The organism is Nocardia sp. NPDC005745 (genome assembly GCF_040630775.1).
Classification (GTDB): Bacteria; Actinomycetota; Actinomycetes; order Mycobacteriales; family Mycobacteriaceae; genus Nocardia.
In genome coordinates, this window is the sequence record NZ_JBEXYF010000033.1 from 36,277 (window position 1) to 63,266 (window position 26,990).

27 protein-coding genes are annotated in these 26,990 nt (G+C 69.9%); 17 read left to right on the plus strand and 10 right to left on the minus strand.

What is annotated here, in order from left to right; translation table 11 throughout:
- Positions 1-29 precede the first annotated feature (29 nt).
- The 4 genes from ABZ420_RS28035 (at position 30) to ABZ420_RS28050 (ending at position 2,809) form a co-directional block, all read left to right on the plus strand.
- A complete protein-coding gene (locus tag ABZ420_RS28035) occupies positions 30-482 on the plus strand; it encodes a MaoC family dehydratase (RefSeq protein ID WP_357128675.1) in 453 nt (150 codons plus the stop codon).
- A 7-nt stretch (positions 483-489) separates the two neighbouring features.
- Positions 490-1,029: an amidohydrolase family protein gene (locus ABZ420_RS28040; protein WP_357128678.1), complete on the plus strand. Its 540-nt coding sequence runs from the start codon at positions 490-492 to the stop codon at positions 1,027-1,029.
- A 217-nt stretch (positions 1,030-1,246) separates the two neighbouring features.
- The gene (locus tag ABZ420_RS28045; RefSeq protein WP_062967618.1) at positions 1,247-2,503 is read left to right on the plus strand and encodes an amidohydrolase family protein; all 1,257 of its coding nucleotides are present in this window, start codon (positions 1,247-1,249) and stop codon (positions 2,501-2,503) included.
- Positions 2,504-2,512: 9 nt separating this feature from the next.
- The gene (locus ABZ420_RS28050; protein ID WP_357128681.1) at positions 2,513-2,809 is read left to right on the plus strand and encodes a hypothetical protein; all 297 of its coding nucleotides are present in this window, start codon (positions 2,513-2,515) and stop codon (positions 2,807-2,809) included.
- A 70-nt stretch (positions 2,810-2,879) separates the two neighbouring features.
- Here the strand turns inward: ABZ420_RS28050 and ABZ420_RS28055 are convergent, their stop codons facing one another.
- The 4 genes from ABZ420_RS28055 to ABZ420_RS28070 are packed head-to-tail and all read right to left on the minus strand — an operon-like array spanning position 2,880 to position 7,930.
- On the minus strand, positions 2,880-4,037 hold the full coding sequence (locus ABZ420_RS28055) for a beta-ketoacyl synthase N-terminal-like domain-containing protein (RefSeq protein ID WP_357128684.1): 1,158 nt from the start codon (positions 4,035-4,037) through the stop codon (positions 2,880-2,882).
- Positions 4,034-5,212 (minus strand): OB-fold domain-containing protein, encoded by a 1,179-nt coding sequence (locus ABZ420_RS28060; protein WP_357128687.1) that lies wholly within the window; start codon positions 5,210-5,212, stop codon positions 4,034-4,036. Before ABZ420_RS28060 ends, ABZ420_RS28055 begins: the two co-directional genes overlap by 4 nt.
- 19 nt (positions 5,213-5,231) lie before the next feature.
- Positions 5,232-6,440, minus strand: a complete 1,209-nt coding sequence (locus ABZ420_RS28065) for a CoA transferase (RefSeq protein ID WP_357128811.1) — start codon at positions 6,438-6,440, stop codon at positions 5,232-5,234.
- A gap of 23 nt (positions 6,441-6,463) precedes the next feature.
- Positions 6,464-7,930 carry an aldehyde dehydrogenase family protein gene (locus tag ABZ420_RS28070; RefSeq protein ID WP_357128690.1) on the minus strand — a complete coding sequence of 489 codons (1,467 nt, stop codon included), beginning with the start codon at positions 7,928-7,930 and terminating at the stop codon, positions 6,464-6,466.
- A gap of 303 nt (positions 7,931-8,233) precedes the next feature.
- Between ABZ420_RS28070 and fabG the strand changes: the two genes are divergently transcribed.
- The 9 genes from fabG to ABZ420_RS28115 all read left to right on the plus strand — a co-directional run bounded on the left by fabG (position 8,234) and on the right by ABZ420_RS28115 (position 16,330).
- Positions 8,234-8,941, plus strand: a complete 708-nt coding sequence (gene fabG / locus ABZ420_RS28075) for a 3-oxoacyl-ACP reductase FabG (RefSeq protein WP_357031357.1) — start codon at positions 8,234-8,236, stop codon at positions 8,939-8,941.
- A 59-nt stretch (positions 8,942-9,000) separates the two neighbouring features.
- Positions 9,001-9,861 (plus strand): mycofactocin-coupled SDR family oxidoreductase, encoded by an 861-nt coding sequence (locus ABZ420_RS28080; RefSeq protein ID WP_357031360.1) that lies wholly within the window; start codon positions 9,001-9,003, stop codon positions 9,859-9,861.
- Between the two features lie 14 nt (positions 9,862-9,875).
- Positions 9,876-10,070, plus strand: a complete 195-nt coding sequence (locus ABZ420_RS28085; RefSeq protein ID WP_357128693.1) for a ferredoxin — start codon at positions 9,876-9,878, stop codon at positions 10,068-10,070.
- Positions 10,071-10,081: 11 nt separating this feature from the next.
- Complete coding sequence (locus tag ABZ420_RS28090; RefSeq protein WP_357128696.1) at positions 10,082-11,440, plus strand: cytochrome P450; 1,359 nt, start codon at positions 10,082-10,084, stop codon at positions 11,438-11,440.
- 79 nt (positions 11,441-11,519) lie between these two features.
- Complete coding sequence (locus ABZ420_RS28095; protein WP_357128699.1) at positions 11,520-13,205, plus strand: OB-fold domain-containing protein; 1,686 nt, start codon at positions 11,520-11,522, stop codon at positions 13,203-13,205.
- A gap of 16 nt (positions 13,206-13,221) precedes the next feature.
- The gene (locus tag ABZ420_RS28100) at positions 13,222-14,181 is read left to right on the plus strand and encodes an alpha/beta fold hydrolase (protein ID WP_357128702.1); all 960 of its coding nucleotides are present in this window, start codon (positions 13,222-13,224) and stop codon (positions 14,179-14,181) included.
- Between the two features lie 4 nt (positions 14,182-14,185).
- Complete coding sequence (locus ABZ420_RS28105; RefSeq protein ID WP_357128705.1) at positions 14,186-14,707, plus strand: DoxX family protein; 522 nt, start codon at positions 14,186-14,188, stop codon at positions 14,705-14,707.
- Complete coding sequence (locus ABZ420_RS28110) at positions 14,707-15,525, plus strand: NAD(P)-dependent oxidoreductase (RefSeq protein ID WP_357128708.1); 819 nt, start codon at positions 14,707-14,709, stop codon at positions 15,523-15,525. The genes ABZ420_RS28105 and ABZ420_RS28110 overlap by 1 nt, the downstream gene beginning before the upstream one ends.
- 1 nt (position 15,526) lies before the next feature.
- The gene (locus ABZ420_RS28115; protein WP_357128712.1) at positions 15,527-16,330 is read left to right on the plus strand and encodes an NAD(P)-binding domain-containing protein; all 804 of its coding nucleotides are present in this window, start codon (positions 15,527-15,529) and stop codon (positions 16,328-16,330) included.
- Between the two features lie 275 nt (positions 16,331-16,605).
- On the opposite strand, the gene ABZ420_RS28120 is transcribed toward ABZ420_RS28115, so the two are convergent.
- The gene (locus ABZ420_RS28120) at positions 16,606-16,794 is read right to left on the minus strand and encodes a ferredoxin (RefSeq protein WP_357128715.1); all 189 of its coding nucleotides are present in this window, start codon (positions 16,792-16,794) and stop codon (positions 16,606-16,608) included.
- Positions 16,791-18,092 carry a cytochrome P450 gene (locus ABZ420_RS28125; RefSeq protein ID WP_357128718.1) on the minus strand — a complete coding sequence of 434 codons (1,302 nt, stop codon included), beginning with the start codon at positions 18,090-18,092 and terminating at the stop codon, positions 16,791-16,793. The genes ABZ420_RS28120 and ABZ420_RS28125 overlap by 4 nt, the downstream gene beginning before the upstream one ends.
- 140 nt (positions 18,093-18,232) lie before the next feature.
- On the opposite strand from ABZ420_RS28125, the gene ABZ420_RS28130 reads away from it, so the two are divergent.
- Positions 18,233-19,378, plus strand: coding sequence for an acyl-CoA dehydrogenase family protein (locus tag ABZ420_RS28130; RefSeq protein WP_357128721.1), 1,146 nt, complete (start codon positions 18,233-18,235; stop codon positions 19,376-19,378).
- 34 nt (positions 19,379-19,412) lie between these two features.
- On the plus strand, positions 19,413-20,642 hold the full coding sequence (locus tag ABZ420_RS28135; RefSeq protein ID WP_357128724.1) for an acyl-CoA dehydrogenase family protein: 1,230 nt from the start codon (positions 19,413-19,415) through the stop codon (positions 20,640-20,642).
- Between the two features lie 190 nt (positions 20,643-20,832).
- Here ABZ420_RS28135 and ABZ420_RS28140 read toward each other — a convergent pair whose 3' ends face one another.
- The 4 genes from ABZ420_RS28140 to ABZ420_RS28155 all read right to left on the minus strand — a co-directional run bounded on the left by ABZ420_RS28140 (position 20,833) and on the right by ABZ420_RS28155 (position 24,512).
- Positions 20,833-21,144 carry a 2Fe-2S iron-sulfur cluster-binding protein gene (locus tag ABZ420_RS28140; protein ID WP_357128727.1) on the minus strand — a complete coding sequence of 104 codons (312 nt, stop codon included), beginning with the start codon at positions 21,142-21,144 and terminating at the stop codon, positions 20,833-20,835.
- A gap of 157 nt (positions 21,145-21,301) precedes the next feature.
- Positions 21,302-22,069 (minus strand): enoyl-CoA hydratase-related protein, encoded by a 768-nt coding sequence (locus ABZ420_RS28145; RefSeq protein WP_357128730.1) that lies wholly within the window; start codon positions 22,067-22,069, stop codon positions 21,302-21,304.
- Entirely contained in the window at positions 22,069-23,340 is a 1,272-nt protein-coding gene (locus ABZ420_RS28150; protein ID WP_357128733.1) for an acetyl-CoA hydrolase/transferase C-terminal domain-containing protein, read from the minus strand. Before ABZ420_RS28150 ends, ABZ420_RS28145 begins: the two co-directional genes overlap by 1 nt.
- Complete coding sequence (locus ABZ420_RS28155) at positions 23,337-24,512, minus strand: CoA transferase (RefSeq protein WP_357128736.1); 1,176 nt, start codon at positions 24,510-24,512, stop codon at positions 23,337-23,339. The genes ABZ420_RS28150 and ABZ420_RS28155 overlap by 4 nt, the downstream gene beginning before the upstream one ends.
- 106 nt (positions 24,513-24,618) lie before the next feature.
- Between ABZ420_RS28155 and ABZ420_RS28160 the strand changes: the two genes are divergently transcribed.
- Positions 24,619-26,157, plus strand: coding sequence for a class I adenylate-forming enzyme family protein (locus ABZ420_RS28160; protein ID WP_357128739.1), 1,539 nt, complete (start codon positions 24,619-24,621; stop codon positions 26,155-26,157).
- Positions 26,154-26,930 carry an SDR family oxidoreductase gene (locus tag ABZ420_RS28165; protein WP_357128742.1) on the plus strand — a complete coding sequence of 259 codons (777 nt, stop codon included), beginning with the start codon at positions 26,154-26,156 and terminating at the stop codon, positions 26,928-26,930. The genes ABZ420_RS28160 and ABZ420_RS28165 overlap by 4 nt, the downstream gene beginning before the upstream one ends.
- Positions 26,931-26,990: the final 60 nt, after the last annotated feature.

The window sequence follows — 26,990 nt, forward strand, 5'->3', positions numbered from 1 at the left end:
GCAGGCGCCGACCGCAGAGAGGATCCCGCATGACCGAGTTCCATGATTTCGACGCCCTGCGCGCCGCGGTGGGCTCCGTGCTCGGGCCCGGCGAGTGGCTCGAGATCGACCAGCGGCACATCGACCTGTTCGCCGAGGCCACCGGCGACCACCAGTGGATTCACGTCGATCCCGGCCGCGCCGCGGACGGCCCGTACGGGGCCACTATCGCCCACGGATTCCTCACCCTCGCGCTGCTCGCGCCGATCAGCCAGCAGTTGATGTCGGTGCGCTCGGCCCGGATGGCGATCAACTACGGGCTGAACAAGGTGCGCTTCATCAGCCCGGTCCTGGTCGGCAGCCGGGTGCGCGGCACCGTCACGCTCACCGCCGTCACCGATGTGCCCGGCGGGGTGCAGGCCGAACGCACCGTGACGATCATCGCCGAGGGCGCGGACAAGCCGGCCTGCGTCGCCGAGCACCTGGTCCGGTACCTGGCCTGAGCGGCCCATGCTGATTCGTAACGCCACACTGTCCGGCAGCCCGCACACCGACGTGCGCTGGCGCGGTGGGCGCATCGTCGAGTGTGGCACCGGATTGCGGCCGCTGCCCGGCGAGGACGATCTGGATGCCCGCGGCGGCTGGTTGCTGCCCGGACTGCACGATCATCACCTCCATCTGCGGGCGCTCGCCGCGCAGACCGGGTCCGTGCCGGTCGGCCCGCCGCACGTCCGGGATGCCGCCGCGTTCGCCGCGGCGCTGAGCCGGGCGGACGCCGAACTACCGGCGGGACAGTGGATTCGCGGCGTCGGCTACCACGACAGTGTCGCGGGGCCGCTCGACCGGACGGCGCTCGACCGCCTTGTCCCGGATCGGCCGGTGCGGATCCAGCACCGATCCGGCGCGCTCTGGGTGCTGAACTCCCACGGCTGCCGGGAGACCGGGGCGCACGGCTGCGCGCTGCCGGGGGTGGAGCGCGACCGGCGAAGTCCGCTCCAGCGGTACCGGGGTCACCGTGCCGATGCCCCGAGCGTCCTCCGATTCATGTGAAACCAAAATTCTCTCCCGGGGAGAATGCTCTCCCAACGCGCGGTAGTCGCCGATGGTCGACGAGACACCGGGATGACGTCCTCACCCTGTCGACCCGGCCCGACCCGAGGTGTATCGTCTACTAGAGCTACGAGAGTGACATTCTCTTATTAGAAGATTTATCGTCTCTAGCTGCCGGAGCGCAGCCCGGCGCAGCGCGCGAACAGCGAGGAGTCACGTGAACATCGACGACATGATCCTGGTGAGCATCGACGACCATGTGGTCGAGCCGCTCGAGATGTTCGACAACCACGTTCCGAAGAAGTGGGCCGAATTCGCCCCGAAGGTCGTCGTCGACGAGAACGGCATCGACCGGTGGGTGTACCGGGACCGGCCCACCGGCGTCGCCGGTCTCAACGCCGTCGTCACCTGGCCTGCCGAGGAGTGGGGCAAGGACCCGGCCGGATACGCCGAGATGCGGCCCGCGGTCTACGACGTGCACGACCGCGTGCGCGACATGGACGCCAACGGCGTCCTCGCCTCCATGTGTTTCCCCACGTTCACCGGCTTCAGCGCGGGTCACCTCAGCCGCGGCGGTCAGGACGAGATCACCGTCGCGATGATCTCGGCGTACAACGACTGGCACATCGAGGACTGGGCGGGCGCCTACCCGGGCCGGTTCATCCCGATCGGCATCCTGCCCATGTGGGATCCGGCCCTGGCGGTGGCCGAGATCGAGCGGCTGGCGGCGAGGGGCTGCCACTCGGTGACCATGCCGGAGCTGCCGCACATCGACGGCCTGCCCAGCTACCACGATCTCGACTACTGGGCGCCGGTGTTCCAGGCGCTGTCGGACAACGAGACGGTGATGAACCTGCACATCGGACAAGGCTTCGGTGTGCTGCGGCTGGCGCAGGACGCCCCCATCGACAACCTGATGGTGCTGGCGCCGAGCATCTCGCTGATCGCCGCCCAGGATCTGTTGTGGGGCCCGGCCTTCCGCAGCTATCCGAAACTGAAGGTCGCGCTGTCCGAAGGCGGCGTCGGCTGGATCCCGTTCTTTCTGGACCGCTCCGACCGGCACTACACCAACCAGCGCTGGCTGCGCCGCGACTTCGGCGGCAAGCTGCCCAGCGAGGTGTTCCGGGAGCACGTGCTCGCCTGCTACGTGACCGACAAGACCGCCCTGAAGTTTCGCCACGACATCGGCATCGACAACATCGCCTGGGAATGCGACTACCCGCACTCGGACTCGATCTGGCCGGACGCGCCCGAGTTCGTGCTGGGCGAACTGCGGGCCGCGGGCGCCGACGACACCGACATCCACAAGATCACCTGGCAGAACGCCACCCGTCACTTCGACTGGGATCCGTTCGCGCACATCCCGAGGGAGCGGGCGACCGTGGGGGCGTTGCGGGCGAACGCGACCGACGTCGACACCTCGACCAGGTCGCGCAAGGAATACGCCGCGGCCTATGCCCAGCGCGCGAGCTGAGGCGGCGGAGTGCGGCTGCTGGTCTTCTCCACTCCGCGGGACGGAATGGACGCCGAATACAACGAGTGGTACGCCGGGACGCACATCCCCGAGATGCTCGCCGTCCCCGACGTCCTCTCCTGCACTCGCCACCGCTTGATTCGTGGCGACGCAGGTGAGGCCCGCTACCTCGCGGTGTACGACATCGACGGCGATGTGCACACCGTGCTGGCCGAACTCGGCGAGCGCGCCGCCGACGGACGTATGGCGCTCACTCCGGCGGCCGACCCCGACCGGACCAGAATCACCGTCTGGGAACAGATCTGAGCGGGGACAGCCCCGGTGCACGACGGTCGAGACCGTCCGCACCGGGGCTGTCCGCTGCCCGGGCCTGGCCTCAGCGCGGCCCCTCCAGGATCGTTACCGCCGACACCGCGGTCGGCCCGCCGAGATTGTGTGCCAGACCGATTCGCGCGCCGTCCACCTGGTTGACGGCGGTGCCGCGCAATTGCTCGAACAGCTCCACGCACTGCGCGACGCCGGTCGCGCCGGGCGGGTGACCCTTCGTCTTCAGTCCGCCACTGGGATTGACCGGCAGGACGCCGCCGACCGTCGTCGCTCCGGCCTCCACCAGCTTGTGCGCCTCCAATCGCTCGGCGAAACCGAGGTCCTCGTAGCTGATCAGCTCGATGCCGGTGAAGAAATCGTGCACCTCGGCGACGTCGATGTCGGCCGGGGCGAGCCCTGCCATCGCGAACGCGGCGCGCGCCGCCCGCACCGTCGCCGGAAAGGTGGTCATGTCCCGCTTGTGCTGGTGCATCACCGAGTCCAAGCCGAGGCCGACGCCGCGGATCCACACCGGGCTGTCGGTGTAGCGGTCCACGACGTCCTCGGCGGCGAGCACCAGAGCCGCGGCCCCGTCGCTCTGCGGCACGCAGTCGTACACGCCGAATGGATCGGCCACGATCGGCGCGGTGAGCGCCTGCTCCAGCGTGATCTCGAACCGCAAGCGGGCCTTGGGATTGCGCGCGCCGTGCCGATGGTTCTTCACCGCGACCATCGCCAAGTGCTCCCGCGTCGCCGAGGACTCGTACAGGTACCGGTTGACATGCAACGCGAACCCCGCCGGGGCGAACAGGCCGAGCTGGTAGTCCCAAGCGTTGTCCCTGGTCTGGGTCTCCCACTCGCGCAGCAGATCCTTCTGCGCCGTCTCGCGCAACTTGTCGGCGCCGATCACGAGCGCGACGTCGACCGCGCCGGAGGAGAGGGCGAACAGCGCGTTGCGGACCGCGTCGTGACCGGTGGCGCAGGAGTTGTCGATGTGCGTCACGGGCAGGTCCGGCAGGTCCAGCGCATCGGCCAGCACACCTGCGGGGAAGCCGCCGGTGGTGCCGATGGCGCCGAACCAGGCGGCCTGTAGATCCGTCGTGCGCAGGCCCTTGTCGACCGAGGCTGCGCAGTCGGCGAACGCCATGAGCAGCAGGTCTTGGATGCCGAGCGCGAAATGTTCGGCGAAGGGCGTCATCCCCGCGCCGACGATGGCCACTTTCCTCATACCGCCTCCGGTTCCGGTTCGAACGCGTATCCGTAATCCGGCACGCCGGAACGCACCGCCACCCGGCGCAGGACCATGCGCCCGCGATCACCGATGGTCACCGTGCCCGGGTCGGCTCCGGTGACCTTGGCCAGCGCCCGGACGCCGACGTCGTCTAGTTCCACGATCACCAGCGAGTACGGGCTCTTCAGCCCGGGCACCGGGATCCGCACCGTCGTCTCGGCGTAGACGCTGCCGGTCCGCGGCAGCGGCACCAGTGTGTAGCCGGTGCTGAGACTGCCGTCCCGGCCCACCCGGTAGCGGGGCGGGAAGTCCAGCTCCGCGCTGTCGCCGTGCCTGCCCGCTTCCCAGCGGACCTTGGCCTCGAACGCACGCTCGTAGGCGGCCAGCGACATCGGCAGGTCCGCGCCGGGCAGGGCGACGACCTCCGGAAGCGCCCGCGCGGGCGGTTCGTTGCGCCGCACCCGGGCAGCGCCGGGCACCACCATGACCCCGCTCAGGTTGGCCTGTTCCACGCCGACCAGCAAGCCGGCCCCACCCCAGTCGGCCATCGCGGCGAGCGCGAACAGCCCGGCGCTGGCGCCCAGCGTCGGCAGTCGCGGCGGCGCGGCCAAGCACAGCGCCGCCGCCTGCTTGTGATCGACGCCTGCCACCGCCACCGGCGTGTCCAGCCACGCCGCCGAAAGCGAGGCGACCAAGCCCCTTTCGTGCAGCAGCCGGGGATCACCGTAGTCGTGCACCGCGCCGAGGGCGTTGCGGGTACGCACCGGCAGGCTGCGCGTGACGCGCGCCGCGGTGCGCACCTGCAGGCCTTCGCGGTCGGACACCCAGGCCGCCACCGCACCCGCCGGTTCCAGGTCGACACCGATGACCAGCGTGCGCGGGCGCGCCGAACTCAAGGCGTCCAGCGCCGCCGGAGCGCCGCCGAGCCGCTCGATGACCTCCAGTTCGGGATCCAGTCCCAGGCCGGCCAGCAGGACGGCGGCATTACTGCTCTCCACCAGCGGCAGATCACGACTGACCAGCACGACGCGTTCCACCGGCTCGCCGGACGCGACAGCGGATCGCCCGGCCTCCACCGCCAGGGTGACGGCGTCCTCGTCGTCGCCGGGAATCCGGCTGCGCTGGCTGCCCCAGCAGGGTAGATACGTGCCCAGCGATGCGATGTACGGCATCGGTCCCTCTTTCCCGCGCCTAGGCCACCGCGCCGGCGGCCTTGAGCGCGATGATGCGATCCCAGTCCAGGCCGAGTTCGAGCAGGACCTCTTCGGTCTGGGCGGCGAACTCGGGGCCGGGCCGCAGTTCCGGTGCGCCGACGTCGAACTGCACCGGACTGGACACCAGCTCCAATTCCCCTGCCGGAAGCAGGTACTCGTTCGCCCTGATCTGCGCGTCCTGCGTCACCTGCCACGAGTCCTGCACCGGAGCCCAGGGTCCGGCGAGCGTGGCGAAGCGCTCGGTCCACTCGGCCAGCGTGCGTTGCTTGATCACCTCGCGCAGGATCTGCACCGCCTCGGCGGTGTGCGCGGCGATCTGCGCGGCATCGGCGAAGCGCGGGTCCTCGGCCAGTTCCGGGCGGTCGATATGCCGGCAGACGTCCGCCCAGAACTTGGCGGGTTGCAGCATCACGAACGACAGATAGCGATCGTCGGCGGTGGCGTAGAGCCCCGACAGCGGGTTGCTCGGTGCGCCGTGGGCGCCGGGCACCGGCGCCACCAGCGGCTTGTCCTGACTGGCCGACAACGCGACCGTGTGCCCCAGCGCCCACAGACCGCTGCCGAGCAGCGAGACGTCGACCACCGAAGGTTGCCCGGTCCGTTCGCGTTTCAGCAGCGCGGCGGCTATCCCGCCGGCGAGATTGGTGCCGGAGATGGTGTCGCCGAACGCCGGGCCGGGCGGATGGATCATGCCCTCGATGCCGGGCGGGGTGATGGTGGCCGCGATACCGCCGCGACACCAGAACGCGGTCATGTCGTAGCCGCCCCGGCCGGATTCGACACCGCGCGGTCCCAGTGCGCTACCTCGCGCGTAGACGATGTCCGGGTTCACCGCGCGGATATCGTCTACGTCGATGCCGAACTTGGCGCGCGCCTGCGGCAGGAAGCTGGTCAGGAACACATCCGCGCGACGAGCCAGGTCATAGATCACCTCGCGGCCCTCGGCCACCGACATGTCCACCCCGATGCTGCGCTTGCCCCGATTGGCGTGCTCCACATTGGGATTCGGATCGCCCTCGACCTTGAACACCCCCACCTGCCGCAGTCCGCGCTGCGGGTCACCGGTGACGGCGTGCTCGACCTTGACGACGTCGGCCCCCCAGTCGGAGAGCACCGCGCCCGCCGACGGGACGAAACCGTACATCGCGACCTCGAGCACCCGGATGCCCTCCAGCGGCTTGCTCACGACGTCGCCTCGCTCGGGCTCGCTCACGCGACCACCTCCGCGAGGGTCTTGCGCTCCAGGAACTCCTCCAGGCCGACGCGCCCCAGCTCGCGGCCGATGCCCGATTGCTTGTATCCACCGAAGGGCGCGTCGGGGTGGAAGTAGTTGCCGCCGTTGATGCTGAGGGTGCCGGTGCGGACGCGCCGCGCCACCGCCTTCGCCCGTTCGGCGTCGCCGCTGAACACCGCGCCGGACAGGCCGTAGATGGAGTTGTTCGCGATCCGTATCGCGTCCTGGTCGTCGGTGTAGGGGATGAGGGTCAGCACCGGGCCGAACACCTCCTCCTGCGCGATCTCGCTGTCCGGGTCGACGTTCGCCAGCAGGGTGGGCTTGTAGAAGTAGCCCGGATTCAGTTTCTCGCCGCCGGTGACGAGCGTGGCTCCGCCCTCCACCGCCCGCTGCACCATGCCGTGCACCTTGTCCCGCTGGCGTTCGCTGATCAACGGGCCCATATAGGTTTTGGGATCACCGGGGTCACCCCAGGTGACATGCGCGAAATTGGCCGCGATCAACTCGGCGACCTTGTCGTGGTCCTGCCGCGGCACGAGCACCCGCGTGGTCAGCGCGCAGCCCTGCCCGGCATGGGTGACCACGCTGAACGCCGCGAACAGCGCGGCTTTGGTGTAGTCGGCGTCGTCGAGCAGGATCATCGCCGATTTGCCGCCCAGCTCCAGGAACACCCTTTTGAGCGTGCCGCTGGCGGCGGCCATGATCTGGCGTCCCACCGGCGTGGAACCGGTGAAGGTGACGACGTCGACGTCCGGGTGGGTGGTCATCCGCTTGCCGACCTCGATATCGGAGGAGGCCAGGACGTTCACCACACCGGCTGGAATGTCGGTGTGCCGGGCGATGATCTCGCCCAGCGCCAAGGTGGCCAGCGGAGTATCGGGCGCGCCCTTGAGCACCACGGTGCATCCGGCGGCGAGGGAGGGCGCGAGCTTGGCCAGCGCCAGCTGATGCGGGTAGTTGTAGGCGGCGATGGCGGCCACCACGCCCGCGGCTTCCAGCTCGACCCAGCGCCGGTGCTGCTGACCGCGGATCTCCACCACGCCGAGGTCCTCGCTCCAGCTGTAGTCCGCCAGCAGTTCGGCGTAGTAGCGCACGATCTCGAACGGAATCTCGAGCTGGTTGCCGTGGGTCAGCGTGCGCGTCGCGCCCACCTCCGCGATGGTCAGCTCACGCAGCTCCTCCACATTGTCGCGCAGCGCCTGGTACAGCTGGTTCAGGCAGTGCGCCCGGAACTCGTGGTTCGTCGCCCAGTCGGTGGTGTCGAAGGCCCGTCGCGCCGCAGCGACGGCCGCATCCACCTCGGCCACACCGGCTTCCGGCGCGTAGCCGTATACCGCACCGGTCGCGGGATCGAGCGACGCGAGCGTGTGCCCGGTCTCGACCAACCGTCCGTCGATCAGCAGCCGCCGCGCCACCGCTATCGCCTGTTCCTGCGTTGACATCCTGTCTCCTCGCCGGATATGGAAATTAGATTCTCGATAACGGAGAATTTAACACTCGCCATAGCGGAACGCAGCAACAATCACCAAGCTGCGCAGCTTCGGGGATCTCACCTCCAGCCCGAGGGGCGAAGCTCGGTTCCGCCTGCGGCGCGACTCTTGCGCCCGAGAACTGAACGAGAGTACGGTTCTCGCAATCGGAAGGGAGATTCTTGTGGTGAACACGACAACACGGATCCCGGTCTCGGCGCAGCCGCGCGCACGCCGGTCGCCGATCGGCGCGATCACCGGAGAGGGGTCGCACGCGTGAAGACGGCCGTGGTCACCGGAGGGGCGTCCGGCATCGGGCTGGGCATCGCACAGCGGTTGCGCAGCACCGGATTCCACGTCGCATCCCTCGACCTCAATCCGCCCGCCGACGACGACTTCGCCTACCGGGCCGACGTCACCGAACCGGAGCAGATCGCCGACGCGCTCACCGCCATCCGGGCGAAGCTGGGCCCGGTCACCGTGCTGGTGAACGCCGCGGGCATCGACGGCTTCAAGCGCTTCCAGAACATCTCGTTCGCCGAATGGCAGCGCGTGATCGACGTCAATCTCAACGGCGTCTTCCATTGCGTCCAAGCGGTGTTGCCGGACATGCTGGCCGCCGGGTGGGGGCGCATCGTCAATATCTCCTCCTCGAGCACGCATTCGGGCCAGCCGTTCATGACGCACTACGTCTCGGCCAAGTCGGCGGTCAACGGCCTGACCAAAGCGCTGGCGCTGGAGCTGGGCCCGTCCGGCATCACCGTGAACGCGGTGCCGCCGGGGTTCATCGACACCCCGATGCTGCGCAAGAACGAGGAGGCGCGCCGGCTCGGCGGCTCCGTCGAGGACCACATCCAGCGGACCCCGGTCCGCCGGGTCGGCACACCCGAGGACATCGCCGCCGCCTGCGCGTTCCTCATCTCCGAGGAGGCCGGTTACATCACCGGCCAGATCATCGGCGTCAACGGCGGACGCAATACCTGAGACCCGTTGCGCAGCAGGCGCGATAGGTCAGCACGACAAGCAAGAACGAAAGGATTGCCGTGGGACGCGTAGAGGGCAAGGTCGCCTTCGTCACCGGAGCCGCTCGTGGCCAAGGCCGCAGCCATGCGGTACGGCTGGCGCAGGAAGGTGCCGACATCATCGCGGTGGATATCTGCCGCGACATCGACACGATCGGGTACGCGCTGTCGCGCCAGGAGGATCTGGACGAGACCGCGCGGCTGGTCGAGAAGACCGGCCGCCGCATCGTCGCCGAACCGGCCGACGTGCGCGAGGCCGGGCAGCTGCGCGCCGTGCTGGAACGCGGCATCGCGGAGTTCGGCCGGCTGGACATCGTCATCGCCCAGGCTGGCATCGCGGGCATGAAGGGCACGCCGCAGTGGCAGGCCTGGTCCGACGTGATCGACACCAACCTGGTCGGTGTCATCAATACCATCCAGGTCGCGCTGCCCCATCTGGGCGCGGGCGGGTCGATCATCGCCACCGGCTCGGTGGCCGCGCTGATGGACGTGTCCAAAGTGGACCAGCCGGGCAAGGATCCCGGCGGGATCGCCTACGTGGTCGCCAAACGCGGCCTCGCGCAGTATGTTCACGCGCTCGCGTTGCACATCGCGCCGCAGAACATCCGCGCCAACGTCATCCACCCCACCAACTGCAACACCCCCATGCTGCAGAGCGAACCGATGTACCGGTCCTTCCGCCCCGACCTGGAGCATCCCACCCGCGCGGACGCCGAGCCCGCCTTCCATGTGCAGCAGGCCATGCCGACCCCCTACGTCGAGCCGGAGGACATCAGCGACGCGGTGCTGTTCCTGGCCTCCGACGAGGCGCGCTACATCACCGGCACGCAGTTGCGCGTCGACGCGGGCGGCTACCTGAAGTGGTACGACTACCACGTCTGAGAGGAAGAAACACCGTGAAGGTCCGAGTCGATCAGCAGCGCTGCCAAGGGCACACGCTGTGCGCGATGATCGCCCCGAAATCGTTCGAACTCAGTGAGATCGACGGCCACTCCTCCCCGATCGGCGAATCGGTTCCCGCGAACCAGCTCGATCAGGTCCGCGAGGCGGTGCATTCCTGCCCGGAACGCGCGATCTCGATCGCCGAGTAGGGGCCTGCGCCATGACCGTGGAGAACGTCACCGATACCGAACGCAAGCAACCCCGGTTCCATTTCGACCGCTACGCTCCCGAATACCGGGAGAACTTCCAGGCGATCACCGAGGCGATGCAGAGCGAGTGCCCGCTCGCTTGGACCGACACCTACGACGGTCACTGGGTGGCCGCGGGCAACAGGGAGGTGTTCGAACTCGCGCGCTGCCCGCACATATCCAACGATCACGACCCGCAGGGCGTTCGCAAGGGCTACCGGGGAATCTCCATTCCGCCCGCGCCGCGCGCACGCGGCATCCGCGGCGGCATCCTGGAGATGGACGAGCCGGAGCACCGGGAACTGCGTTCGGCGCTCAACCCGTACCTCTCCCCGGCCGCCGTCCAACGCTGGGTACCGTTCGTGGACGAGGTGGTGCGCGCGGCCATCGACGAGAAGATCGAGAGCGGCCGAATCGATTTCGTCGACGACCTGGCGAATGTCGTTCCCGCCGTGCTGACCCTCGGCATGCTGGGCGTTCCCTTGCGGAAGTGGACCATCTACAACGAACCGGTGCACGCCGCGGTCTACACGCCGCCGGACTCGCCGGATTACCCACGCGTCGCGGAGATGCACCGCACGATGGGGCTGGACCTGCTCACCAATCTCGCCGAGATCCGGGAGAGTCCCCGGCCCGGGCTGATCCACGCGGTCGCCTCGGCGCAGGTCAACGGGGGTCTGTTGCCGGACATGGAGATCCTGGGCATGCTCAGCCTGCTCATCGGCGGCGGTTTCGACACCACCACCGCGCTCACCGCGCACGCTCTGGAATGGCTGTCGCAGAATCCGGGTGAACGCGAAACCCTCAGCCGGGAAAGGGATCTGCTGCTCGACTCGGCGACCGAGGAGTTCCTGCGCTACTACACCCCGGCTCCCGGCGACGCGCGCACCGTCGCGGAGGACTGCGAGGTGGCGGGAGCCTCCTTCCGAGAAGGTGATCGCCTCTGGTTGTCGTGGGCTATGGCCAACCGCGACCCGGCGGTGTTCGAGAATCCGGAGCGGCTGATCCTGGACCGGAAAGGCAACCGGCACTACAGCTTCGGTCTCGGCATCCACCGCTGCATCGGTTCCAATGTCGCCCGCACGGTGTTCAAGCGGATGCTGGTGGCCGTGCTGGACCGGATGCCGGACTTCCGGTGCATCCCGGAGGAGACCGTGCACTACGACACGATCGCGGTGATCCAGGGCATGCGGCACCTGCCCACCGAGTTCACCCCGGGCCCCCGGCTCGGTCCCGGACTCGACGAGACCCTGGCGAAGTTGCAGCGAGTCTGCGACGAGCAGCGGCTCGCCGAGCCGGTGACCGTCCGCAGAGGCGCGGCACAGATCTGACCGGAACCGGACCGACCCCGCCGCGTGTGGCCGACCGGACACGCGCGGCTCCCGGCTGCGACGACTACGAGGAGGCGCTGTGGCGGACACGGAGCAGACCCCCGCGACGGCCGAGCCGTCGGGACGGCCACTGCCGCTGCTCGGCCTGGACACCGAGTTCTTCTGGACCTCGGGCGCCGACGGCACGCTGCGCATCCAGGAGTGCCGATCCTGCGCGGCGTTGATACACCCGCCGCAGCCGGTGTGCCGGTACTGCCGCGGGCACGATCTCGGCGTGCGGGAAGTCTCCGGTGCGGCCACCCTGGCGAGCTTCACGGTGAATCACCGCTTCGCCGTCCCCGGCCTGCGGCCGCCGTACGTGGTGGCGCAGGTGGCGCTGGTGGAGGATCCGCGCGTCCGGTTGACCACCAACATCGTCGACGCCGATCCGGACGACCTGACCCTCGGCATGCGGATGGAGGTGGTCTTCCAGCAGGACGCCGACGTGTGGCTGCCGCTGTTCCGGCCCGCCGCCGAGCAATCCGAGCCCGCGCCGCTGCCGGTGGACGAGATCGAGCCGGAGCGTTTCGCCGAACACGTGCGGCCGATGCTGCGGCAGGAGAAGTTCGAGGAGAAGGTCGCGCTGACCGGGATCGGGATGTCCCGGATCGGGCGCAGGCTCATGGTGCCGCCGCTGGCGCTGACGATCGAGGCGTGCGAACGCGCGGTCGCCGACGCGGGCCTGACGCTCGACGACATCGACGGCCTGGCGTCCTACCCGGGCGGGGGGAATCTCGGCGGCTTCGGCGAGGGCGGGGTCACCGCCCTGGAAGCCGCGCTAGGCCTGCGCCCGAGCTGGCACAACGGCGGTATCGAGACCTTCGGGCCCGGCGGATCGGTGATCGCGGCGATGACGGCGGTGGCCGCCGGGCTGGCCCGGCACGTGCTGTGCTTCCGCACCGTATGGGAGTCGACCTTCAACGAGCTGACCAAGGCGGGCCGGATCCCGCCGTCCGGCGGCCGCACCACGAGCTGGCTGACGCCGTTCGGCGCGATCTCCGCCGCGCACACGCTGGCCCAGAACGCCCAGCGTCACTTCCACCGCTACGGCACCACCCGCGAGACGCTGGGCTGGATCGCGCTCAACCAGCGCGCCAACGCCGAACTCGAGCCGACGGCGGTCTACCGCGACCCGATGACCATGGACGACTACCTCTCCGCGCGGCCGATCACCTCTCCGTTCGGGCTCTTCGACTGCGACGTGCCCTGCGACGGCGCGGTGGCGGTGATCGTCTCGGCGCTCGACGCCGCACGCGATCTGCCCGGTCCGCCGGTGCTGGTGGAGGCGGTCGGCACCCAGATCGTCGAGCGCGTCGAGTGGGACCAGAGCACGCTCACCCACGAACCCCAGGTGCTCGGCCCGGCCGCGCATCTGTGGACGCGCACCACGCTGCGTCCCGAGGACGTGGACGTCGCCGAGCTCTATGACGGGTTCAGCTTCAACTGCTTGTCCTGGATCGAGGCGCTCGGTTTCTGCGGGATCGGCGAGGCCAAGGACTTCCTCGACGGAGGCAAGAACATCGCCCGCGACGGCACGATCCCGGTCAACACGCACGGCGGCCAGCTCTCCCACGGCCGCACGCACGGCATGGGCCTCCTGCACGAGGCGATCGTGCAGCTGCGCGGCGCGGGCGGGCAGCGGCAGGTGGCGGGCGCCCGGGTCGCGGTCGTCTCCAGCGGCGGACTGACGCCCGGCGGCGCCATGCTGCTGCGCTCGGCGTCCTGAACGCGATGGGCACGCCATGACACTCACCGAATCCGACCTCGGCCGCCTCGACGACACGGCACCGCTGCCCGTGGTCGCCGACGTCGACGGCATCCCGGTGTCGGGGCTGCTGGCCGAGGCGCCCGCGCCCCGCGCGGTGGTGGTCGCCCTGCACGGTGGCGCCACCACCTCGGCGTACTTCGACTGCCCCGGGCATCCGGAGCTTTCCCTCCTGCGGCTCGGCCTCCGGCTGGGATACACGGTGCTGGCGCTGGACCGGCCCGGATACGGCGCCTCGGGTCCGTTCGCCGACGAACTCCTCCCGCCGCAGCGCCGCGTCGATCTGATGTTCGGGGCCGTCGAAGCGCAGCTCGCCGGCCGTCCACGCGGGGCGGGCGTCTTCGTGCTGGCGCACTCGGCGGGATGCGAACTGGCCCTGCGCATGGCCGGTGACGAACGCGGCAGCGAGCTGCTCGGCCTCGAGTTGGCGGGCACCGGCCGCACACACCATCCCGAAGCCCAGAAGGTGCTGTGGAGTCCGCGGCCGGAAGGCACCCGGCCCGCCGGACTCGGCGCGCTGCTGTGGCGACCGCGGCGGTTGTATCCCCCCGACCTGGTGGGCGGCGCCTCGATCGCCGTCCCCGGCCCGCGGCTGGAGGCCACCATCGTCACCGAGTGGGCCGATCGGGATTTCCCGCGCTTGGCCGCGCGGGTGCGGATCCCGGTGCGATTCACCGCGGGTGATCACGAAACGGTGTGGCGCAACGACATCGAGGAGCTGACCGCCATCGCGGCGCTGTTCGGCGCGGCGCCGCGGGTGGTGCTCAATCAGCAACCCAACACCGGGCACAACACCAGCCTGGGGTACACGGCGGCGGCATACCACCTCAAGGCGCTCGCCTTCGCCGAAGAGTGCGTCGTCGCGGCCCGCACCGGCGAATTCACCGGTCCCGCAATTCAATTGGACGGGCGCGCGCACGCGCGACCAGAAAGGTGAGGCCATGGAGGTCACCGATGTCGCGCTGCTGCTGTTGCGGCTGGTGGTGGGAGTCACCATGATCGCGCACGGCGTCAATCACTGGATCGGCGGCGGCCGGATCGCGGGGACGGCGCGGTGGTTCAGCGGGCTGGGGCTGCGCAACGGCGTCCTGCAGGCCTGGCTGAGCGTGGTTACCGAGCTCGGCGCGGGCGCACTGCTCGTGCTCGGGCTGCTCACGCCGTTCGCCGCCGCGGCGATCATCTCGGTCATGCTCGTCGCCGGACTGCTCGCGCACCGCGCCAACGGATTCTTCGTCTTCAAGGAAGGCTACGAGTACGTCCTCGTGCTGGCCGTGGTCGCGCTGGCGCTGGGCCTGCTCGGGCCCGGATGGCTGTCGCTCGACCACGCGGCGGGCGTCGAGATCACCGGTTGGGCCGGTGGCGGCATCGCACTCGGTATGGCGGTGCTGGCGACGGTGGGACTGCTGACCGCCTTCTACCGGCCCGCTCCCGCGCCGGAGATCGTCACCGAGGAGGTGCGCTGATGCGTGTGGGGTTCATCGGGCTGGGCAGTCAGGGCGCGCCGATGGCGCGCCGCATCATCGAAGGCGGCTACCCGACCACCTTGTGGGCGCGCCGCCCCGCCTCGCTGGAGCCGTTCGCGGGCACGGCGGCCGTGACGGCCGAATCCCCCGCTGCCCTGGCCGCACGCAGCGATCTGGTCTGTCTGTGCGTGGTCGGCGATGCCGACGTGCGCGAGGTGGTCACCGGACCCGACGGCGTCCTGGCAGGCCTTACGCCGGGGTCGATCATCGCCGTGCACTCCACCGTGCACCCGGGCACCTGCCGGGAGCTGGCCGATCTCGCTGCGCCGCACCGGGTCACGGTGATCGACGCGCCGGTCAGCGGCGGTGGGCCCGCCGCGGCGGAGGGCAGGCTGCTGGTCATGGCAGGCGGTGCCACCGAGGCCGTCGAGCGCAGCCGACCGGTGTTCGAGACCTACGCGAACCCGATCGTCCACCTGGGCGAGCTGGGCTCCGGTCAAGCCACCAAACTGCTGAACAACCTGTTGTTCACCGCGAATCTCGCCACCGCCGCCGCCACGCTCGCGCTCGGCCGAGGGCTCGGCATCACGCCCGAACAACTCGGCGAAGTCATCACGCACGGCACCGCGAACAGTTTCGCGCTGGAACGGATCGTCGCCGCGGGCGGCACTGTGGATCAGTTGGCCGCGCATGCCGGCGATCTGCTGCGCAAGGACGTCGGCCTGGTCGCCGAGCTGGCCGCCGCGGCGGGAGTGGCCCCGGGGATCGTGCTCGGCGCTGCCGACGCGACGCTCGCGCTGATGGACCGGCAACGCTGACGTGCGCATCGGTTTCGTGGGAGCCGGGCGGATGGGCCGCCCGATGATCGGGCGACCGGTGTCGGCCGGGCACGCCGTCCGGGCGGTCGGGCGCTCCGCCGAATCGCGCGCGGCCCTCGCCGAGATCGGGGCCGAGCCGGTCGCGACCGTCGCCGAGGCCGCCGACGCCGCGGAGGCCGTGGTGGTGTGCGTTTTCACCGACGATCAGGTCCACGAGGTATGCCTCGGCGGCGCCCTGCTGCGTGAGCTGCCGCGCGCGGCCGTGCTGATCGTGCACACGACCGGCAGTCCCGCGACGGTGGCCGAAATCGCGGCGGCCGCCCCGACGGTCGAGGTGGTGGACGCGCCGGTGAGCGGCGGACCGCACAACATCGCCACGGGTGAGCTCACCGTCTTTCTCGGCGGTACCGACGAGGCGGTGCGCCGTGCGCGGCCCGTGGTGGCGGCTTACGCCGACCCGGTCCTGCACCTCGGCCCACTCGGCGCGGGGCAGCGGGTGAAGCTGGTGAACAACGCGCTGTTCGCGGCGCAGATCGGGCTGGTCGCCGATGCGGTCCGGCTCGGCGGCCAACTCGGTGTGGACGAGGCCACCCTGCTCGCCGCCCTACCGCACGGCAGCAGCGGTGGCCGCGCCGTCAGCAGCGTCGCGGGGAAGGGCGGGGTCGAGGTATTCCGCGCCTCGGTGGGAGAGTTCCTCCGCAAGGATGTGGCAGTGACTCGCGCGCTCGTCGCCGAATTGGGTAGTGCAATGGGGATATTGGACGCCGCCATCGACGCGGGCATACCCGCGACCGACCGCAACTGATCAGCGAGCCGACACCGCCGTCTGGTGCCGAGAAGGCGGTGCGGCCGAAGACGTCGATGCCAGGGTCACATCGCCGCGGCGGTGGCACCACCACTGCGCGCTGCACTCGCGTCGGCCCGTATGCTGGATTCCGCGGTGTGATCGCAGGCCGCGGACCCCATCCCGCAACGCCTGCCTATCTCTCACGTGCCGAACAAGCCTCTTGGGCCGGACAACTCGTCTCAGCCGCTGCGCACCGCCGATATCTCAGGGGCGGGATCCGCGCGCGCCAACGCTCACTCGACGACGATGGCCTGTTCGGGACAGGACTGCACCGCTTCGTGCACCTGCGCCTCGAGGTGCGCGGGTACGTCGGCGACGGTGGCTTCGGCGTAGCCGTCGTCGGTCAAGGAGAACACCTCCGGGCACAGACCGAGACACACGCCGTGCCCCCGGCAACGATCCTCGTCGACGGTGACCTTCATCGGCCCACGCCCTCCGCGACGTCGAACTCCAGATGCAGCGAGGTGAGCCCGCGCAGGATGAACGTCGGCAGATAGCGGTAGTCGCGCGCGCCCTCGGGGCCGTGCACGCTCTCGTCGATCCGGAAGCCGGTGGTGCGCTCGAGCAGCCGTTCGATGGCGACCCGCGCTTCGGCCCGCGCCAGCGGCGCACCGGGGCAGGTGTGCACTCCGCGCCCGAAAGCCAAGTGCGAGCGAGCATTGGAGCGTTCCGCCGCGAAGGTGGTGGGGTCGTCGAATCGGCGCGGGTCCCGGTTCGCGGCGCCGTTGACCACCATCAGCACCGTGCCCGCGGGCACCTCGGTCCCGCCGACCGTCGTGGACACCTTGGCCAGCCGGAAATCGCCCTTGACCGGGCTCTCCATCCGGAGGCACTCCTCGATGAAGTTCTGGATGCGGCTACGGTCCTCGCGCAGGTACTGCTGGATGTCGGGGCGCTCGGCCAGTATCTTCAGCGCCGAACTGAGCAGCCGGACGGTGGTCTCCTGACCCGCCGAGAAGAGGTTCGCCGCCACCCGGACCACATCGAGCACCTCGGGCTCGCGCCCGTCCGGGAACGTCGCGGTGGCCATGCTGGTCAGCACGTCGTCCCGCGGGTTGGTCCTGCGATCCGCGACGTACTCGGAGAACTTGGCGTAGAGGAATTCGATGGGGTTGTGCGACATGTTCTCCCCCGCGGTGCTGCCGACGCTGGAGCCCTCGCGGTGCGGATCGCGTTGCAGCGCCTGCAGGAACGCCTCCTGATCGTCCTCGGGCACACCCAGCAGGTCGGCGATCACGTAGAGCGTGAAGGGGCCCGCGAATTCGCGCATGCAGTCCCCCTTGCCCTCGGCCAGGTACTGATCGAGCATCCGGTCGGCGATCGCCCACATCGCCTGCTCGTTCTCCTTCAGGCGTTTCGGGGTGATCAACCGCATCAGTAAGGCGCGGTGATCGGTGTGCACCGGCGGGTCGAGGGTCGGCAGCTGGTCGCTCATCGGCAGCGTGTCCCGATGCTCGGCGATGAGGGCGTCGACGTCGGTCGCCCCCTCCAGCGGTACCGGGAATCCGGGGAACGGACCGGTGACCGAGATGCAGGAGGAGAACCGTTCGACGTCGTTGTAGACCTCGAGCGCCTCCTCGTAGCCGGTCACCATCATCACGTCGTGGTGCTTCTCGCGCGTCACCGGGCACTGCTCGCGCAGCGCGTCGAAGTACGGATACGGATCGGCGACCAGTTCCTGCCCGAGGAAGAAGTCCAGATCCTGGAAGTTTTTCACCACTCGACGATCCCTTCGACGCCCGGCCGGCATCGCCAACAGCGTGATTTGCCGGTCGACTTCCGTGATTGAGAATATGCCTCTCATCTGTGAGTATGAGATTTCCATATCCAGCGCTGCGAGTCAACCGAAGGACCGGAACCATGAGCCTCGATCCTGCCGCCGATCAGCGGTTTTTCCAGTCGACCACCCGTGATTTCCTCGCGCGCACCGTCCCGGTGGGTACCGTGCGAGCGCTCGGCGCGTCCGGAACGGGATTCGACCGGACCTGGTGGCAGCGCGGCGCGGAACTGGGATGGACGGCCATGCTGGTGCCCGAAGAATTCGGTGGCGGAACGGTTTCCGGGCGGCCGATGACCGAGCTCGCCTTGGTGGCCGCAGAACTGGGTCGCGCCTGCGCGCCAGGGCCGTTCGTCACGACCAACGCGGTCCTGGCCGGGCTCACCTCGGAGGCGAGTCGTTTCGCCGAAGCCCTCACCGCCATCGCCGCAGGCGAGACGATCGCCACGTGGGCGGTCTACGAACCGGGCCGAGGCTTCGACGCTCTCTCCCCCGGCTCCGGCCGGGCCGCGCGCACCAGGGCCGAACCCGACGGCCGCGGTTACCGGCTCAACGGTGTGAAAGACCGCGTGGAGTCGGCCGACCAGGCAGACCTGTTCCTGGTAACCGCCGAGAGCGCCGACGGCCCGGTCCAGCTGCTGGTGCCCGCAGACACCCCGGGCGTGAGCGTCACACCGGCGTGGACCCTGGATCTCGTCCGCCGCACCGCGCGTGTGATGTTCGAGGACGTCGCGGTGCCCGCCCACGCCGTGCAGGTGGGCGCGGGCGCCGCCGACGCGATCCGAGCGCAGGCGCGCACGGCGGCCGCGCTCACCGCCGCCGAGATGGTCGGCGCCACCGACACCGCGCTGGCCGCGACGTCGACCTGGTTGTTCGACCGCTACACCTTCGGCAGGCAACTGGCCTCCTACCAGGCGCTCAAGCACCGGATGGCCGACAACAAGACGTGGCTGGAAGCGTGCCGAGCCACCGCGACCGCCGCCGCGGCGGCCTGGGACGACGACCCGGCGAGCGCGGAGGAGGCGATCAGCATCGCGAAGTCGTATGTGGGAGCGAAGGCCCCCGTGATCGCCCAGGACTGTGTGCAGCTGCACGGCGGCATCGGCGTCACCTGGGAACACGACCTGCACCTGTATCTGCGCCGCATCACCCTGGGCCGCGCTCTCTACGGCACTCCCGAAGAGCACCGGCGCCACATCACCGATCTGCTCGACACCGCAGCCGCGTGAACCGAATCGAACTCGCTTGGAAGGCACCGACGCTATGACCACGGATCTGGAGCCCGTCGAAGACTTCCGCGCACGTGCGCGGACCTGGTTGCGCGACAACCTGCCCCCGGCCTCCGCCGCGGAATACAAGTCCGACACCGAGGAGGCGTGGGACCGCGCCCGGCAACTGCAACGGATTCTCCACGACGGCGGCTTCGCCGGGATCTGCTTCCCCGCGGAGTACGGCGGACTCGGCCTCACCGCCGCCCACCAGCGGGCGTTCACCGAGGAATCGCTTCCCTACGAGATGCCGCTGCTGCTCAACGTGCCGACGCTGGCCATCTGCGCGGCGAGCCTGCTCGATCTCGGCACCGAGGAGCAGAAGCGCGCGCACCTGCCCGCCGTGCTGCGCGGCGAGGAGATCCTGGCGCAGTTCCTGTCCGAGCCGCGCGGCGGGTCGGATCTGGCCGGGCTCACCACCCGCGCGGAGCGCGACGGCGATCGCTGGATCCTCAACGGATCCAAGATCTGGAGCTCCGGCGCCTACGCCGCCGACTACGGCCTGTGCCTGGCTCGAACCAACTGGGATGTCACCAAGCACCGCGGGCTCACCATGTTCCTGGTGCCGGTGCGCGCCGAAGGCGTGACGGTGCAGCGGATCAAACAGGTGACCGGCTCGACCGAGTTCTGCCAGGAGTTCTTCGACGACGTCGCGCTGCCCGAGGAGGCGGTGCTCGGCCAGGTGGACGGTGGCTGGGACGCCGCGTCCCGGCTGCTCTACCACGAGCGGGCCGCACTGGGCGGCACCTCGCCGTACACCAGCGGCGCACGCCCGCATCTGGGCGGCGAGGCCGGCCGGTTGCTCGAGCTCGCCCGCGCCACCGGCCAGTGGAACGACCCGCGCACCAGGGAGGACATCGGCGAGGCGCGGGCCATGAACGTGGTACGCGACCAGCTCATCGCGCACATCTCGCGGGCGATCGCCAGCGGCGAGCTGCCACCCTCCGCCGGCGCCATCACCCGGCTGTTCACCGCCGAGAACGCCTGGCTGCAAACGGATCTCGCGGTACGCATCGCCGGGCCCACCGCGGCTACCCACAGCCCCGGGGACGCGGCCGACACGACCGAGGTCGGCCTCGACTACCTGTTCCGCTCGGCGTGGAGCCTGGCGGGCGGCAGCACCGAGATGGCGCGCAACGTCATCAGCGAGCGCGTGCTCGGCATGCCCCGCGAGTTCGCCGCCGATCGCGACGTCCCGTTCAACCAGGTCGAGCACGGCCGATGACCCGGGACGGCGGGACCGCCGCTTCGGCGGCCCCGCCCGGGAGGGCTGGTGCGACGACGACTGGGGACGGATCGACCCCGGCCCGGCCCGACACCGCATAGGAGATCGACGCCGAACCGGTGGACATTCGCCGGATCCGGCGGACCAGCGGAATCGTTGCACCGCAGGGGAAGTCGCGCCGCAGCACCGATCATGCGTAATCGACTGTCACCGAAGGGGTCTGCGGAACGGACTGACAGGTGAGCACGTAACCGTCGGCCACGTCCTCGTCGGTCAACGCGTCGTTCACCCGCATCTCGACGCGGCCCGCGACGAGCCGCGCCATACAGGTGCCGCAATTGCCCTCCTCACAGGCGAACGGCGGGTTGAGCCCGGCTCGCTTCGCGGCTTCCAGCACCGTCTCGTCGGGGCGCACGTCGATGGTGGACTGCGCGCCGTCCAACAAGACGGTCGCCACGCAGGTGGCCGTCTTCGGCGACTCGGACAGTGGGGATACGGCCATGACGCACACTCCTGATCAATGGGGATCGCACAACGCCGATGTCGCGCCGACCGGCGCCGCCCGGGGCGTAGATTGAGCACTCGCTCAGCATGCTGTGCACATGCGTAGCATGGTTCTTCCGGCTGGGTCAAGCGGAGGACCGCGCAGGGGGACCGGGTCAGCGGCCCGTCCAGCGCGGGCTGCGCTTCTCGGCGAACGCGCGGGGACCCTCTTGCGCGTCCTCGCTCGTGTAGCAGCGCACCGACGCGTGCCGAGCGGCTTGCAACGCGGCCGAGCGGCCCATCTCGGTCGCGAGCATGACCGTCTCCCTGGCGGCCCGCACCGACAGCGGAGCGCCCGCGAGGATCTCGGCGGCCAGCTCGAGTGCCGTGTCCAATAGAACCTCGGGTTCGGCCAGCCGGTTCACCAGTCCGATCTCGTAGGCCCGCCGCGCGTCGATCGGCTTTCCGGTCAGCAGCAGCTCCATCATGATCCGCTGCGGGATCATGTGGATCAGCGGCGCGGCCCACGGCGAACTGCGACCCACCTTGACCTCGGTGACCGCGAAGGTCGCCGTAGTGCTCGCGACACACAGATCGCATGCCTGGGCGATCATCCAGCCCCCGGCGAACGCCGCGCCGTTGACCGCCGCGATAGTGGGCTTGGACAGCTCGATGGTGTCGTACGGCAGCGGGTACATCTCGCGCGGCGGCACCGTCATACCGGTCGCCACCATCTCCTCGAGATCCCCTCCCGCGCAAAACGCTTTCGGCCCCGCGCCGGTCAGGATCGCGACGCGCAACGCGGGATCGCGCTCGAATCGGTCCCAGGCGTCGAACAGCCCCTCCCGCACGTCCCGCGCCAGGCAATTGCGCCGTTCCGGCCGATTCAACGTGATGATCGCGATCCCGTCGGAGCGGGCGTCGAAGACAACGGCGTCGGACATCAGAAACCTCTCCGCTGGACGACGCGCGCCGCCCGCTCCAGTTCGTCGCGAAAATCGGGATGCGCCACGGCGATCAGTCTGCGGGTGCGCTCGGCCAGCGTCCGTCCGGCGAGTTCGGCGGCCCCGAATTCGGTGACGATCACGTCCACGTCACTGCGCGCCGTGGTGACCGGCCCGGACAGTGCTGCGGTGATCCGGCTGACCGTCCCGCCTTTGGCGGTGGAGGGCAGCGCGATGATCGCGTGCCCGCCCGGCGAACGAGCGCCTGCCCGGACGAAGTCCACTTGGCCCCCTGTGCCGCCGAGATAGGACGCACCGCTCTGTTCGGCGTTCACCTGCCCGGTCAGGTCGACCTCCATGGCGGAGTTGATGGTGACCAGCCGTTCCAGTCGCGCGAGCACGCCCGCGTCGTGGGTGTAGTCGGTCGCGCACATCCGGATCGCCGCATTGCGGTCGGCGAACCGGTACAGGCGCTCGGTGCCGATGAGCGCGCCGGTGACCGATACCCCGCGATCAATAGGTTTGCGCCCGTTGGTGATCGCGCCCGACTCGACCAGATCGACCAATCCGTCACCGATCATCCCCGAATGCACGCCGAGATCGGTGCGGTCGTGCAGCAGGCGCAGCACGGCGTCGGGTACGGCGCCGACCCCGATCTGCAGCACCGCGCCGTCCTCGATATAGGCCGCCGCGTGCGCGGCGATCGCTTCATCGACCGGACCGATCCGGGCGGGCGGCACCTGAACCGGCGGCCGGGAAACGCGCACCGCGTAGTCGATTCGAGCGCCGGGCAGCCGTTCGCCCAGCGTGAAGGGCACTTGGTCGTTGACCTCGGCGACCACGACGCGCGCCGCCGCCACCGCCGCGCGCACATGGTCGCTGACCAGGCCGAAGCTGTGGTCGCCGTGTTCGTCGGCTGGACTCACCTGCACGAAAGCCACATCGCAGCCGAGGATTCCGGCTTCGATCATCGGCCCCACCCGGCTGACGTGGCAGGGGACGATGCCGAGCCGATGCTCCTCGGTCAGCGACCGCAGCGCGCCGATGGCGCCCATGCTGGACAAGGTGAAGGATTCGGTCGCCGCCGGGGTGAACAGACCGGAGAAGCTCGTCGCGATGAACGCCGACACCGCGCCGATCGCACCGCCCTGTGCGATGAGCGCCTCGATCAAAGTGGCGGGCTCGCCGCATGCCTGACCGACCACGATGCGGTCACCGGCCCGCAGGATCGTGCTGAGGTCCAGGTCGGCGGGCTCGAGCAGCGCGGTCACCGCTGGACCCGGCCGTTCGGGCGGTCGTCGGCGGCGTGGCGCAACCCGCCGAGCACCTCGGCGGTGTCGGCGCCGAGCCTGGGTGCTGGTCCCGCGATGCTTCCAGGAGTGCGGGAGAACCATGTTGGCGGACCGGGGAAACGGACCGATCCATATGGTGAATCCACGGTTTCGAAGAAGTCCGTGTCGGCGAGATGCGGATTGTCGAAGAGTTCGTCCAGCGACCGCACCGGTGCGGCCGGAATGTCCAGCGAGCGCAGCAGTTCCAGCCATTCGACCGTGGTTCGCTCACGGAACGTTTCGGCGAGACGGGCATAGACGATGTCGATCCTGGCCGCGCGCTGCTCCAGCGTGGCGAACTCCGGCCCGGCCCACGGCGGGCGCACCGCCTCGACGAATGCCGTCCACTGCTTGTCGTTGTAGACCAGCGCGGACAGGTAGCCGTCCGCGGTGCGATAGGGCTTGCGGTTCGGCGTCACCGCGCGCGGGTAGGCCGCGGGCCCCAGCGGGGGATCGAACATGGCCCCGTTGGCGTGCTCCACCAGCATGAACGCGGCCATCGTCTCGAACATCGCGACCTCGACTTCTTGCCCCTCCCCGGTGCGTTCCCGGTGGAACAGCGCCATCGTGGTCGCGTACAGCGCGGTCATCCCGGCGATCTTGTCGGCCATGATGGTGCCGACGTACCCGGCGGCGCCGGTGAGCCGCTCCTGCACGAAGGGCAGTCCGCACTCGGCTTGAATGGTGTCGTCGTAAGCGGTACGGCCCGCGTCCCGGCCACGGCGGCCGTAACCGTAGCAATTGGTGTAGACGATCGAAGGATTGAGCGCGGCCACCTCGTCGTAAGCGAAGCCCAGCCGGGCGATCGCGGAGGCGCGCATCGAGTGGATGAACACATCGGCCTGTGCGACGAGTTCGCGCAACGATCGCTTGCCGTCCTCGGATCGCAGGTCCAGCACCACGCTGCGCTTGCCGCGGTTGACGTTGACGAAAACGCCGCCCATCCCCCGCTCCGGGCCCACCGAGATGTAGCGGGTGTTGTCCCCGTCCGGCGGCTCTATCTTGATCACGTCCGCGCCCATGTCGGCCATGATCTGCGTGCAGTACGGGCCCATGACCATCGCCGTCAGATCGACGACCCGGACCCCCACCAGCGGACCACGATGTTCCATCGCCACGCCTCTTTCACCACCCTCCACCGCCGCCGGATCGCCATCCGAGCGACGGCCGTGAGCCTATCTGATGAATCTTTGCAAGGATAGTGATATCAAGGATGCTGTGGACGATTTCAACGCTGACGCCCCACCCCCTCGGCGTGCCCTCCGCCCGATCGCCGAGGTGCTGGACGTCGCGCTCGGCTCCCACCCCGACGCCACCGCGGTGGAGGCCGCTTCCGGTGCGTGGACCTACGTCGAACTCGACGATCGCGCCCACCGCGCGGCCGGCGCGCTCTGGGCGCTCGGCGTGCGCCCCGGCGATCGCGTCGCGGCCTGCCTCCCCAACGATCTGGACATCGTCGCCGCCTTCCACGGCGCGCAACGCATCGGTGCGGTGTGGGCGGGCATCGGCGAGGCGCTGACAGCGACCGAACAGCAGCACCTGCACGACCTGTGCGAACCGGCAGTCGTACTCGCCGGGTCCCGCTGCCGGGTGGACCCGCCCGGTACGGTCGACCCCGATCATTGGGCGGCACTGCTGGATCGCGCGGCACCCGCGCCACGGGTGGAGCACGACATCGATGCCCCGGCCGGAATCGCCTTCACCAGCGGCACCTCCGGACAGCCGAAGGCCGTGGTGCACAGCCAGCGCAACCTCCTGCTGCCCGGCGCCGTGCTGACGGCCACGCGAGGCTGGGGGCCCGATCTGCGCAAGGGCGACAGCTTCCCGCTGACGATCCTCAATCTGATGGTCCTTTCCACCCTGCTCACCGCGCAGGCCCGCGGCTGCTCGGTCGTCATGGACCGCCGCGATGCCGACGGGGTGGCCGACTGGATCGCCGAGCATCGCGTCACGGTCTGGAACGGCGCACCCGCGCAGCTCTACGACCTCGCGCGCAGGCCGGGGCTCGATCTCGGCTCGTTGCGCGAAGTCTGGAGCGGCGGCAGCGATACGCCCGACTCGGTTCGCGCGGCCTTCGCCGACGCGCACGGGCCGGTGCCGCGTGCCACCTACGGCCTGACCGAGGCGCCGACGGTGGTCTCGATCGACCCACCCGGCAACGAATGGTTCCCGGGTGCCAGCGGCCGGGTGCTGCCGCACTACGACGTCGCCGCCTACGACGACGATGGCCGCAGGCTACCGCCCGGTTCGCTCGGCGAGCTGCGGCTGAAGGCGGCCGCCACCGGCCCGTGGGCCCGATGGTGGACGCCGATGCTGGGCTACCGGGAGCGCGATGGAGTGCGACCGCCGCGACCCGGCCCGCTCCCCACCGGCGATGTCGGCACCGTCGACGCCGAAGGCAGGCTGTCGGTCCTGGACCGCAAGAAGATGGTCATCATCCGGGGCGGGGCGAACGTCTACCCGCAGGAGGTGGAGCGGGTCATCGCGACGCACCCCGGCGTGGCCAAGGTCGCGGTGTGCCCGGTGCCGGACGAGCGGCTCGGCCAGAGGGTCGCGGCGGTGATCGAAAGCGCCGATCCCGCGGTGGATCTCGACGCCCTGGCGCGATTGTGCCGACGGGAGCTGGCCGGATACAAAGTGCCGGAGTTCTGGACCCTGGTGGATGCACTGCCGGTGAACGCCATGGGCAAGATCGAGCGAACGCGGCTCACCGAACTGGCGACCGCCGCGCGGCACACGACGCGGGAGCGGCCGTGACCGCGCGGCCCGCGCGCGCCCCGCGCCTGTTCGACCTCGACGGCAGGGTGGCGATCGTGACCGGAGCATCCTCCGGGCTCGGCGCCGCGGTCGCGGAAACGCTGGCCTCGCTCGGGGCCCGCGTCGCGGTCGCGGCCCGCCGCGCCGACCGGCTGACCGAGCTCGCCGGGCGCATCGACGGGCTCCCCGTGGTGTGCGATCTGACCCAGCCGCAGGGCATCGGCGCCGTGGTCACCGCGGTGGCCGCCGGCCTGGGGCCGCCGGAGATCCTGGTCAACGCGGCGGGGAACCGATTCACCACCGAGCGGGCCGAATCCGAGCCGCTCGACGCCGTGCACCGGACCCTGGAACTCAACCTGGTGGCGCCGTTCCTGCTCGCCCAAGCGGTGTTCCCGCACATGCGCGCGGTGGGTCGCGGCTCGATCGTCAACGTATCCTCCATCAGCGGCCGGGTCGGCGTTCCCGGCATCCCGCAGGCGTCCTACGCCGCGAGCAAGGCGGGGCTGTCCGGGCTCACCGCCGAACTCGCCGTGCAATGGGCGCGGTATTCGATCCGGGTGAACACCGTCGCGCCCGGCTTCTTCCGCAGCGAGATCACCGACACCCTCTATGACGACGAGCGCGGCGCCGCTTACCTGCGCCGCAACACCCCCCTGCCGACCGAGGCGGAGGCCGAGGACATCGTCGGAGCCGTCGTCTGGCTGGCCGGTGACGCCGCGCGGTACGTCACCGGCCAGACCGTCGTCGTCGACGGCGGCTGGACCGCTCGATGAGCGAACGGCGATTCCACGTTGACACCCGAATCCCACGGTGAAAGCATGACAACATCTTAA